We start from the raw sequence: 11,188 nt of genomic DNA, 5'->3' as shown, positions 1-11,188 counted from the left end.
GACCGCCGGCGGTCTGCCCGTGTACACGGCGGTCGACCCGGACCAGGCTCGGGCGAGCCGCGCGGTCCTGGCACGGCTCGGCGAGGTCGTGGAGTGGGGCGAGCGGACCTTCGGCCCGTACCCCTTCTCCTCCACGGGCGCGATCGTGGAACGCCCCGGGGACGCCGGGTACGCCCTGGAGACCCAGAACCGCCCCGTCTTCCCCGGCGCCCCCTCCACCGAGCTGCTGGTCCACGAGATCGCCCACCAGTGGTACGGCGACTCCGTCACCCCGAAGACGTGGCGGGACATGTGGCTCAACGAGGGCTTCGCGACGTACGCGACGTGGCTGTGGGAGGAGGAGCACGGCGGGGACACCGCGCAGCGGACCTTCGACGCGCTGTACGCGGGCACCTACTTCGACGAGGCGGAGTCGGACGAGGAACTCTGGTCGTTCCCGCCGGCCCGGCCGCCCGACGCGGCGCACATCTCCGGCGTCCCCGTCTACCAGGGCGGCGCGATGGTCCTGCACAAGATCCGGCAGACGGTCGGCGACGGTCCGTTCCGCGCCCTCCTGAAGGGCTGGGCGGAGAAGTACCGCCACGGCAACGCGGACACCGGCGACTTCACGGCGTACGTGGAGGAGTCGGCCCCTGAGAAGGACTTCGGCGGGATCTGGGCGGACTGGCTGTACGGGGAGGGGAAGCCGCGGCGGCCCTGACCCCCCGCCGCCGTCCGCATCCGCCCTGTCCGGCCGGGGGCGCCCCGCGCCCTGCGTCGACGACGGGCGAGCGCACTGCCCCGGCGGCTGGAGGCGGCCCGGGCCCCCGCTTCCGCGGGGGCCCGGACGGGGCGTCCGTCAGACGTTCACGCCGAAGTCCTGGGCGATGCCGACCAGGCCCGAGGCGTAGCCCTGGCCGACCGCGCGGAACTTCCACTCCGCGCCGTTGCGGTACAGCTCGCCGAAGACCATGGCGGTCTCGGTGGCCGCGTCCTCGGACAGGTCGTAGCGGGCGATCTCGGCGCCGCCGGCCTGGTTGACGATGCGGATGTAGGCGTTGCGCACCTGGCCGAAGTTCTGGCTGCGGTTCTCGGCGTCGTAGATCGACACCGGGAAGACGATCTTGTCGATGTCGGCCGGGAGCGCGGCCAGGTTGACGTTGATCGCCTCGTCGTCACCGGCGCCCTCACCCGTGCGGTTGTCGCCGGTGTGGACGATGGAGTTGTCCGGGGTCTGCTTGTTGTTGAAGAACACGAAGTGGGCGTCCGAGTAGACCCTGCCCTGGGCGTTGACCGCGATGGCCGACGCGTCGAGGTCGAAGTCCGTGCCGGTGGTGGTGCGGACGTCCCAGCCGAGGCCCACGGTGACGGCGGTCAGGCCCGGAGCCTCCTTGGTGAGCGAGACGTTGCCACCCTTGGACAGGCTTACAGCCATTGTTGGGAGTCCCTTCCCTCGTGTGCGTACGGCCAGAAGCTGAAGCTACAGCCATCCCCTTGAACGCGGAGAGGGGGGCGCGGGGTTCCGGGTCCCTTTACTTTCTTTACGCGACTTATTCGGGTGACGTGGACCGGTCAGGGGCGGGAACATGGAGGGTATGTCCGGTCCCTATCCCGTCCGCGGCTCCGTCTCCCTGCCCGAGGCCGAGCTCATGTGGCGTTTCTCGCGCTCCTCGGGGCCCGGCGGGCAGCACGTGAACACCAGCGACTCGCAGGTAGAACTCCGGTTCGACCTCGCCCGGACGGAGGCGCTGCCCGAGGTGTGGAAGCAGCGGGCGCTCGAGCGGCTGGCCGGCCGGCTGGTCGGGGGCGTCGTCACCGTCCGCGCCTCCGAGCACCGCTCCCAGTGGCGCAACCGCGAGGCCGCCGCCGTGCGTCTGGCGGCACTGCTCGCCGAGGCCACCGCGCCGCCGCCCCGGCCCCGCAGGCCGACCCGTGTCCCGCGCGGCATCAACGAGCGCCGGCTGCGGGAGAAGAAGCGCCGCTCGGAGACCAAGCGGGGGCGCTCCGCGCGGGACTGGGGCTGACCGGACCGGCCGGTGCGGGCCGCCCGGGGTGCCCCGGGGGCCGGTCGGCCCCGGCGGGCGGTCACCCCAGCTCCAGCACGCCCACCGTCTCGCCCCCGACGACCTCACCGTTCCTGCGGAAGCCCAGGCCCAGGTAGAAGCCCTCCGGGCCGGACGGGCCGGGGTGCCAGGTGACGTGGAGCTCCTTGCCGCCGCGGCGGCGGATCTCGGCGGCCACCGACTCCACGGCGAAGCGGCCGTACCCCTTGCCCTGCTCCTCGGCGGCGATGTTCAGCCGCCACAGACCGGAGCGGACGACGCTGCCGCCGTCGTCGTGCCAGTCGATGTCGAAGAAGGCCATCAGGAAGCCGACCGCGCGGTCGCCGTCCACGATCAGCCGGGGCCAGGCGGTGCCGGGGTGGACGTAGGCCTCGGCGAGGGACTTCACCACCGGCGCGACCGCGTGTTCCTGGTCGGGGCGGACCCGTACGCCGAGGGCGGCGTCGAGATTTTCGGCGGTGACCTCTTCCAGGCGGGGCGCGGTCGTCGTCATTCGGGCACCCTAGGGTCGGAAATCCCGTTCGGCAAAAGGGATTTCACGACCGGAAAAGCGGGCGCCGGTGGCCGGCGTTCAGCCCAACTGCCGGTAACGGCCGCGGAAATACATCAACGGTTCCCCGCCCGCGCTCGGCAGCCGGGCCGTCAGGACGCGGCCGATCACCAGGGTGTGGTCCCCGGCGGTCACCCGCTGCTCGGTGCGGCACTCCAGGGTCGCCAGCGCACCGCCCACCAGCGGCGCCCCGGTGTACTCGCCCCGGACGTACGGGATGTCCTCGAAGAGGAGGCGGTCGCTGAGGCGACCCTTCATCGCGAAGCGGCCCGCGATGTGCCGCTGGCTCTCGGACAGCACGGACACCGCCCACAGGGGCTGTTCGTCGAGCAGGTCGTCCATGCGGGAGCCCTCGCGCAGGCTGACCAGCACCAGCGGCGGGTCCAGGGAGACCGACAGGAACGCGGTCGCCGTCATGCCGGCGTCCTCGCCGGCCGGCGCCCGGGGGTCGTCCGGGTCCAGCGGCGGCTCCTGCGCGGTCACCAGGACCACGCCGGAGGCCAGCCGGGACATGGCGGCGCGGAACTCGTCGTTGCTCACCCCCTCAGCATGCCGGGCGGCGGGCACGGGGGTGATCACGGAGGGGGTGGCTGGAGTGTTCGGCACACCGGGAACGCTAATCTCCGCTTCACACCCGCCGCATCGGGCCCCGGCCCGAGCGAGGACCTAGGACCAGCGGCCGACCCGGGCGCGAACCGCGCGCAACCGCCGTGAAGGACGTGTTCGGGGCATGCACGGAAAACTCTGGAAAGGCCGCGTAATTGTTCACGTTTGGCTGTGACTTGAGTCACAAGGGACGGGAATTGTTGACCCTGTGTACCGAGTGAGCAGCGCGCTGTGATTCAGTGGCGGGAAGCTGCCGGGGCACCATCGGGAAAGGCGCCGAAGAGAACCCTTGATTCACTCCGAGGTCTCGGGGGGAGGGCGAGGATGGAGACCGACTCGGAACCCTACGTCCGTCTTGCGTCCCTGCGACAACTGCACCAGGTCATGGCCGCCTTGAACACGGCCCGCAGCCTGGCGGACACGTTGCAGACCGTCGCCGACGGCGTCGTGAACGCCCTCGGGTACGAGCTGGCCTGCGTCAACCTCGTACGCGCCGACGGCGACCTGGTCGTCGCCGCCTTCGCCGGCAACCCCGCCGCCGAGGCCCTCATCACCGGCCGGGTCGGCTCGCGCGACTCCTGGGAGCGCCGCCTGACCATGGGCGAGCGCTGGGGCGACCTGATCTTCATCCCCCACACCGAGGGCTGGGTCCTCGACGACGACGACGTCCCGCAGTGGTACACCGACGGGCCCGCGCCCCGCTTCGAGGACGAGTGGCACCCCTCCGACCGTCTCTTCGCCCCGATGTACGCACCCGGCCCGCAGGGCGGCGGCACCTCCGGCGAGCTGCTCGGGGTGCTCTCCGTGGACCGCCCGCGCAACGGCCGCCGGCCCGGCGCCTGGGGCCGCGAGGCGCTCCAGATGTACGCCTTCCAGGCCGCCATCGCCATCAGCAACGCGCGTCTACGTGCCAATATGCAGCGCGCCCTGGTCCGCCTGGAGCGCGAGCAGCAGGCGCTGCGCGCCAGCGAGGAAAGCTTCCGGCAGGCCTTCGAGTACGCCCCCTCCGGCATGGCCATCGCCGAGATGGGCGGCGACCAGCACGGCCGGATCCTGCGCACCAACGACGCCCTGTGCCGGCTGCTCGGCCGCCCCGCCTCCGCGATGCGCCGCTACGCCTTCTCCGACCTCGTCCACCCCGAGGACATAGGCACCCTGCTCCGCACCTCCGCCGAGGGCGGGCGCGCCGAGCTGCGCCTGGGCCGCCGCGACGGCAGCTACGTCTGGGTGTCCCTGCGCAACTCCGTGGTCGCCGACGCCGCCGACGGGCCCCGCTTCCTGCTCACCCACGTCGAGGACATCGAGGAGCGCAAGCGCCGCGAGCTCCAGCTCGCCCACCGCGCCTCCCACGACTCCCTCACCGGCCTGCCGAACTCCGCCGAACTGCGCGCCCGGCTCTCCGCCCGGCTGTGCCGGCAGCCGCCGCAGGGCGTGCCCGCCGCCGTCGACTCCCTGGCCCCCTACGAGTCCTTCGACTCCTTCGACTCCTACGGCTCCCAGGACGCCGCCCAGGGCCCGCCCGTCTTCGACCGCGGCCACGACTTCGACTTCCCGCCCGGTGCCGACGCGTACGACCACCACGTGCACACCATCGCCCCCACCGAGGAGTCCGACGACGGCACCAAGGGGCTCGCGGTGCTCTTCTGCGACCTCGACGGCTTCAAGTCGATCAACGACCGGTTCGGGCACAACGCGGGAGACGCGGTGCTCATCGAGGTCGCCCGCCGGCTCGGCAACGGCGTCCGCGACGGCGACACCGTCGCCCGGCTCGGCGGCGACGAGTTCGTGATCCTCGCCGACGGGCTCGGCCGGGCCGACGCCCAGGACCTCGCCGTACGGCTGCGCAACGAGATCATCCAGCCCATCCGGGCCGAGGGCCGGGCCGTGCGCGTCGGGGCCAGTTTCGGCATCGGGTGGGCCCACTGCGGCATGACGGCGGACGAGGTGCTGAAGTCCGCCGACGAGCGGATGTACGTCGAGAAACGATCTCGTCCCAAACAGCACAGGCGCGCGGGGTGAACGGCGGGTCACGTACGAGGTGAACCGCAGGTCAAGGGAAGGATGCGGGCCGTCTCACCGGTTCGGACCACCGGGTGCGGGACCCCCCGTTCGAGTGAATCCGGGGTGGGGGGAAGGTAGGCTCGCCCTGCTCACACTCGTACCGCATCCGATCCGCACCTAGGAGCACCAAGGGATGACGCCCGGCAACAACGGCGCGAGCACGCCCGAGGACGACGACCCGTTCGGCTACCTCTACGCCGACGGCCAGGCCAACGGAGCCCAGCCGCCGTCCGGGGGCTACGGCTACCCGAACTCGGTCAACCGGGTGCGGCCGGTCGGGACCCGCCAGTACGGCCAGCAGGGACCCGCTCCCCAGGCACCGCCGCAGCAGGGCGTCTACGGCCAGCCGAACGCGCACTACGCCGCCCCGGAGACGCTGCCCGGCGCCACCGCCCAGACGCCGCAGCCGGGCCGCGGCGGCCACGGCGGCCGGGGCCGCGGCCCGAACACCAAGGTCCTGCTCATCGGCGCGATCGCGGTGGTCGCCGCGGTCGTGATCGGCATCGGCGTGGCCATGATCAGCGGTGACGACGAGGACAAGGGCGGCGACGACCAGGCGGACGGCACTCCGACCCAGTCCCAGACCAGCGAGCCGAGCCCGACGGCGAGCAGCAGCGCCGGCGAGCAGGAGGAGAAGGCCGAGCTGCCGACGATCGACGCGAAGGCGCTCCGCCTGGGCGGAACGGCCTCCCTCGCGTCGGACGTCGAGGGCGCGCAGTCCGACGGCGGCATCTACGTGACCAACCTCAACCAGCCGGGCGCCTCGGTCACCTGGACCGTCGACGACATCCCGAAGGACGGCGCCTACACCGTCTTCGTCCGCTACAGCACCACCGACGAGCCCCAGTCGATGACGCTCACCGTCAACGGCAAGGAGTTCGGCAACAAGCTGAACATGGACAACTTCGCCCGCGCCGCGGACGGCGACTTCTCCAAGGGCTGGACCAAGACCTACGCCTGGCCCACCCTCAACAAGGGCACCAACACGATCTCGGTCTCCTGCAACGACGGCGACAAGTGCAACGTCCTGCTGGACCAGCTCTGGCTGAAGGAAGGCCAGGTCACCAAGTAGCACGGCCGGCGGGCCTGCCTCAGGCCGCGCTCGCCTCCGCCGTCACCGCGATGCGGCCCAGCAGGTCCTCGTAGGCCGCCCGGTCGAACTCGCCGGCCGCCGGGGACAGCACCGTCGCCGCCGACAGGGCGACCGCGCGGATCAGGCGGTCCGGCCACGGCAGGTGTTCCACCAGGCCCGCGAGCAGGCCCGCGACCAGGGAGTCGCCGGCGCCCGTGGGGTTGCCGTGCAGGTGGGCCGGCGGGGTGGCGCGCCAGCGGCCCTCGGGGGTCACCGCGAGGACGCCCTCCGGGCCCAGGGAGGCGACCACCGTGCCGGCGCCGCGGCGGCGGGCGTCCTGGGTGGCGCGCAGCGGCTCGTGGGAGCCGGTGAGCTCGGCCAGTTCCTCGGCGTTCGGCTTGAGGACGTCGGGGCGCCCGGCGACCCCGCGGCGCAGCGCCGCCCCGCTGGTGTCCAGCAGGACCGGCACCCCGGCCGCCCGGGCGATGCGGGCCAGTGAGGCGTAGGCGCCGACCGGGACGCCCGGGGGCAGGCTGCCGCACAGGGCCACCGCCGAGGCCGAGGCCAGCAGGTCCCCGTACGCCTCCTGGAAGGCGGACCACTCGGCGGGGTCGATCGTCGGACCGGGCTCGTTGAGCTGGGTGGTTCCCCCGGAGCGCTCGTCGACCACGGCGATGGTGCGCCGGGTGGTGCCGGACACCGGGACCAGCGCGTCCCGCACGCCCGGGGTCCCGGTGAGCCGGTCCCGCAGGACCCGGCCCGTGGTGCCGCCCGCGAAACCGGTGACCGTCACCTCGTGGCCGAGCGCCGCGAGCACCCGGGCCACGTTGACCCCCTTGCCGCCGGGGCGCTCCGTCACCTCGGAGACCCGGTGGGAGGCGTGCGGCCGCAGGGACGGCACGCGATAGGTGATGTCGAGAGCGGTGTTCAGCGTAACCGTGAGGATCACCGGGCCGACCTCCCCTTTTGCCTGCGTCTGCGGTGCGCTCCGGGGGCACGATCATGCCAAAGAGACGGCGACCGGCCCACCCCCGGGACCGGCCGCCCTCCTCCGACTGCGGGACGAATCAGGCCGGTTGGGGATCGACCACCCATTCACCCCGGCGCATCACGCCCCTGAGGGCGAAGTCCGCGTCCAGGACCACCAGGTCGGCGTCCTTCCCGGGCTCCAGGGAGCCGATCCGGTCGTCCATGCCCAGCAGCCGCGCCGGGTTCGCGGAGAGGGCCGCGACCGCGTCCTCCACCGGCAGCCCGTCGACCGTGACCGCCCGCTGGAGGGCACGGTCCAGGGTGAGCGTCGAGCCCGCGATGGAGCCGCCCTCCACCAGCCGGGCCACGCCGTCCGCGACCTCCACCTCCAGCGGGCCGAGCATGTAGCGGCCGTCGCCGAAGCCGGCCGCGTCCATCGCGTCCGTGATGAACGCGACCCGCCCGGCGCCCGCGTGGTGGAACGCCAGTCGGAGCGCGGCCGGATGCAGGTGCGTGCCGTCGTTGATCAGCTCGACCGTGACCCGCTCGTCCTCCAGCAGGGCCGTGATGGGGCCGGGGGCACGGTGGCCGAGGGGCGGCATCGCGTTGAAGAGGTGGGTGGCGACCGTGGCGCCGGCCTCGATGGCCTGCACGGTCTGCTCGTAGGTGGCGTCCGTGTGGCCGACGGCCGCGATCACGCCGTGCTCGGCCAGCAGGCGTACGGAGTCGATGCCGCCCGGCAGCTCGGTGGCGAGCGTGACCATCTTCGCGTGCCCGCGCGCCGCGTCGAGGAGCTTGCGGACCTCCGCCGGGTCGGGGTCGCGCAGCAGCCGCTCGGAGTGCGCGCCCTTGCGGCACGGGGAGATGAACGGCCCCTCGAAGTGGATGCCCGCGATCTCGCCCTGCTCGGCCAGCTCGGACAGCAGGCCGGCGCGCCGGGAGAGGAAGTCCATGTCGCCGGTGACGGTGGAGGCGACCAGGGTGGTGGTGCCGTGCAGCCGGTGGGTGCGGATGCCCCGCAGGACGTCGTCGACCGTCCCGGAGGTGAAGGACGCCCCGCCGCCGCCGTGGTTGTGGAGGTCGACGAAGCCGGGGAGCAGCCAGTGGCCGGAGAGGTCGATCGTCTCGGCGTTCGCGGGTGACCCCCCAGCGGCGATCCGCGTGCCGTCGACGATCACGCGGCCGTCGTCCACGGTGCCGGTGGGCAGGACCACCCGGGCACCGGTGAGAACCTTGGTGGGGGCCATCAGGCGGTTACCTCCGAGGGGGCTGAAGGGGCCGGGGAGCCGGCGGTTTCGAGGAGATCCCAGGCGAGGAGTCCCGCGCCCAGGCATCCGGCGGTGTCCCCGAGCGCCGCGGGGACCAGGGACGGCAGCTTCTGGAAGGTGACCCGCCGCCGGACGGCCTCCCGCAGTGGTGTGAACAAGGTTTCCCCCGCCTCGGCCAGTCCACCACCGATGATCAGCGTGCGCGGATCCAGCAGGGTGAGCGCGGTGACCAGCCCGTCGGCCAGCGCGTCCACCGCCTCCTGCCACACCGCGCGGGCCCGGGCGTCCCCGGCCCCGACGGCCTCGGCGCAGTCGGCCGCGTCCGCACCGGGGTCGCCGCAGGCCGCCGCCCACGCCTCGCTCACCGCCGACGCGGACGCGAACCGCTCCAGGCAGCCGCGCTGACCGCACGGGCAGGGGGCGCCCCCGGGCCGTACGACGATGTGGCCGATCTCGCCCGCGAAGCCGTGCGCGCCCGCCTCCACCCGGCCGTCGATGCCGATGGCGCCCGCGATGCCGGTGCCCAGCGGCACGAACAGGAACCGGTCGGTGCCCCGGCCCGCTCCGATCCGGCCCTCGGCGAGCCCGCCGGCGCGCACGTCGTGGCCGAGGGCGACGGGGACGCCGCCGAGCCGTTCGGCGAGCCGTGCGCGCAGCGGGACGTCGCGCCAGCCGAGGTTGGCCGAGTAGACGGCGACACCCTCCGCCTCGTCGACGATCCCGGGGACGGCGACGCCGGCGGCACGGGCGGGTTCGCCGTAGTGCTCGATGCCGTGGGCGCGCAGGTCGGCGGCGAAGTCGAGGATGTCCGCGACCACGGCGTCCGGGCCGCGTTCGCGGCCGGTGGACCGGCGGGCCCGGTGCAGCAGCGTGCCGTCCGCCCCGACCAGGGCGGCCTTCATCCCGGTGCCGCCCACGTCGAGGGCGATGACATGTCTCACGGGGACAGTGTGGCCCGGGGACCCGGGAGAGGTCTAGTCCACTTGCGTGGTGTAGACCTTGTTCCGATTATCGGAATGTCGTCGGACGGCGCGAGGCGCCGGTTTGGGGCGGGAAGAGTGCAGCGGCGGGTCAGGACAAGGGCGATCGCGGTGGTGTCCGCACTGGGACTGACGGGAGTCCTCGGCGGATGCGGCGGTGACGGCTCCTCCGACGTGACCCTGAGACTGGTCGCGGCCGACTACGGCAACAGCGCGGCCACCAGTTCCAAGAAGTACTGGGCCGACCTGGTCGAGCGCTACGAGGCCGACCACCCCGGCGTGAAGGTCGACGTCCGCGTCCACTCCTGGACCGACGTCGACCGCAAGGTCAGGGAGATGGTCGACGCGGGCGACCCGCCGGACCTGGCGCAGATCGGCGCGTACGCCGACTACGCGGCCGACGACATGCTCTACAAGGCGGACGACCTGCTCTCCATCCCCGTGCAGGCGGACTTCCTCACCCAGCTGGCCACGGCGGGCCAGGTCAACGGCATCCAGTACGGCATGCCCTTCGCCTCCTCCACGCGCGTGCTGTTCTACAACAAGAAGCTGTTCGCCGAGGCCGACCTCACCCCGCCGACGACCTGGGACGAGCTCGCCGCGAACGCCGAGGCGCTCAAGGCCGAGGGCGTGAAGTACCCCTACGCGCTGCCGCTGGGCAAGGAGGAGGCGCAGGCCGAGACCATGCAGTGGCTGCTCAGCGGCGAGGGCGGCTACACCGACATGATGGGCACGTACGCCCTCGACTCCGCGGAGAACGTCGAGACGTTCAACTGGCTGAAGAACGAGCTGGTCGGCAAGGGCCTGACCGGCCCGGTCGCCCCCGGCAAGCTCGACCGGGCCGACGCGTTCGCCGCGTTCGCCGCCGGTGACGTCGGCATGCTCAACGGCCATCCCACGCTGATGGAGATGGCCGAGAAGAAGGGCGTGGACTTCGGCATGGTGCCGACGCCGACGGCCGACGGCGACAGCCGGCCCACGCTCGGCGTCGCCGACTGGATGATGGCCTTCAAGGAGAACGGCCACCGCGACGAGGTCGGCGACTTCCTCGACTTCGTCTACAGCGAGAAGAACGTGCTCGACTTCTCCCGCGAGTACGACCTGCTGCCGGTCACCAACTCCGCGTCCCGGACGATGAGCGGGTCCGCGCGGGACAAGCACCTCAAGCCCTTCCTGGACCAGCTGCCGACCTCGGAGCACTACCCGGTCGGCACCACCTCCTGGGCGGCGGTCAGCGCGGAGATCAAGCAGCAGATCGGCAAGGCGGTCGCCCCGGGTGGCAGCCCGGCGGGCGTCCTGGGCGGGCTCCAGGCGACGGCCGTGCGGGCGGAGAGCGCGGAGTAGGCCCCGCGGGGGCCTTGCTGTCGGTGCCGGGGGCTACCGTGCGGGGCATGGACGAGGAACGGCTGGAGCGGCGCGAACAGGACATCCTCGCGCTGGAGCGCCGTGGCTTTTCCGGCCCCGGCGCGAAGGAACGGGCGATACGCGAGGAACTGGGCCTGGCCCCGGTGCGCTACTACCAGCTCCTCAACGCCCTGCTCGACGACCCGCGCGCCCTGGCCCACGACCCGGTGACGGTCAACCGCCTGCGCCGCGTCCGGGAGGCCCGCCGCGCGCAGCGCTGACGGCGGGCCTCCCGG

Annotated in this window: 12 protein-coding genes; 6 read left to right on the top strand and 6 right to left on the bottom strand. The window is 72.9% G+C overall.

The features are described from left to right. Nucleotides 1-700: M1 family aminopeptidase (locus B7L92_RS41905; RefSeq protein ID WP_304364696.1), on the top strand; the 700-nt coding region annotated here is incomplete at its 5' end. Nucleotides 701-838: 138 nt separating this feature from the next. On the opposite strand, the gene B7L92_RS03790 is transcribed toward B7L92_RS41905, so the two are convergent. Next, on the bottom strand, nt 839-1,414 hold the full coding sequence (locus tag B7L92_RS03790) for a TerD family protein (protein ID WP_004986538.1): 576 nt from the start codon (nt 1,412-1,414) through the stop codon (nt 839-841). Nucleotides 1,415-1,565: 151 nt separating this feature from the next. On the opposite strand from B7L92_RS03790, the gene arfB reads away from it, so the two are divergent. Further along, nucleotides 1,566-2,003 carry an alternative ribosome rescue aminoacyl-tRNA hydrolase ArfB gene (gene arfB / locus B7L92_RS03785; RefSeq protein ID WP_026085076.1) on the top strand — a complete coding sequence of 146 codons (438 nt, stop codon included), beginning with the start codon at nt 1,566-1,568 and terminating at the stop codon, nt 2,001-2,003. Nucleotides 2,004-2,064: 61 nt separating this feature from the next. Here arfB and B7L92_RS03780 read toward each other — a convergent pair whose 3' ends face one another. Both B7L92_RS03780 and B7L92_RS03775 read right to left on the bottom strand, forming a co-directional pair. Then, a complete protein-coding gene (locus B7L92_RS03780; protein ID WP_081236068.1) occupies nt 2,065-2,535 on the bottom strand; it encodes a GNAT family N-acetyltransferase in 471 nt (156 codons plus the stop codon). A gap of 78 nt (nt 2,536-2,613) precedes the next feature. Then, the gene (locus B7L92_RS03775) at nt 2,614-3,198 is read right to left on the bottom strand and encodes a flavin reductase family protein (protein WP_174703925.1); all 585 of its coding nucleotides are present in this window, start codon (nt 3,196-3,198) and stop codon (nt 2,614-2,616) included. 324 nt (nt 3,199-3,522) lie between these two features. Here B7L92_RS03775 and cdgB point away from each other — a divergent pair, with 324 nt between their 5' ends. Together cdgB and B7L92_RS03765 are read left to right on the top strand one after the other, a co-directional pair. Beyond that, a complete protein-coding gene (gene cdgB, locus B7L92_RS03770; RefSeq protein ID WP_081236067.1) occupies nt 3,523-5,217 on the top strand; it encodes a diguanylate cyclase CdgB in 1,695 nt (564 codons plus the stop codon). A 175-nt stretch (nt 5,218-5,392) separates the two neighbouring features. Then, nucleotides 5,393-6,331 (top strand): carbohydrate-binding protein, encoded by a 939-nt coding sequence (locus B7L92_RS03765; RefSeq protein ID WP_081236066.1) that lies wholly within the window; start codon nt 5,393-5,395, stop codon nt 6,329-6,331. A gap of 19 nt (nt 6,332-6,350) precedes the next feature. Here B7L92_RS03765 and B7L92_RS03760 read toward each other — a convergent pair whose 3' ends face one another. From B7L92_RS03760 to B7L92_RS03750, 3 genes are all read right to left on the bottom strand, one after another. Then, entirely contained in the window at nt 6,351-7,280 is a 930-nt protein-coding gene (locus tag B7L92_RS03760; RefSeq protein WP_081236065.1) for a 1-phosphofructokinase family hexose kinase, read from the bottom strand. A 118-nt stretch (nt 7,281-7,398) separates the two neighbouring features. Further along, entirely contained in the window at nt 7,399-8,547 is a 1,149-nt protein-coding gene (nagA, locus tag B7L92_RS03755; protein WP_081236064.1) for an N-acetylglucosamine-6-phosphate deacetylase, read from the bottom strand. Beyond that, entirely contained in the window at nt 8,547-9,470 is a 924-nt protein-coding gene (locus B7L92_RS03750) for an ROK family protein (protein ID WP_107501362.1), read from the bottom strand. Before B7L92_RS03750 ends, nagA begins: the two co-directional genes overlap by 1 nt. A 114-nt stretch (nt 9,471-9,584) precedes the next feature. On the opposite strand from B7L92_RS03750, the gene B7L92_RS03745 reads away from it, so the two are divergent. Both B7L92_RS03745 and B7L92_RS03740 read left to right on the top strand, forming a co-directional pair. After that, nucleotides 9,585-10,892 carry an extracellular solute-binding protein gene (locus tag B7L92_RS03745; protein WP_497590769.1) on the top strand — a complete coding sequence of 436 codons (1,308 nt, stop codon included), beginning with the start codon at nt 9,585-9,587 and terminating at the stop codon, nt 10,890-10,892. 47 nt (nt 10,893-10,939) lie between these two features. Beyond that, nucleotides 10,940-11,173 carry a DUF3263 domain-containing protein gene (locus B7L92_RS03740; protein ID WP_081236061.1) on the top strand — a complete coding sequence of 78 codons (234 nt, stop codon included), beginning with the start codon at nt 10,940-10,942 and terminating at the stop codon, nt 11,171-11,173. Nucleotides 11,174-11,188 lie beyond the last annotated feature (15 nt).

Source organism: Streptomyces viridosporus (genome assembly GCF_002078235.1).
Lineage (GTDB): Bacteria > Actinomycetota > Actinomycetes > Streptomycetales > Streptomycetaceae > Streptomyces > Streptomyces viridosporus.
This window is presented reverse-complemented; position numbering and strand designations above follow the sequence as displayed.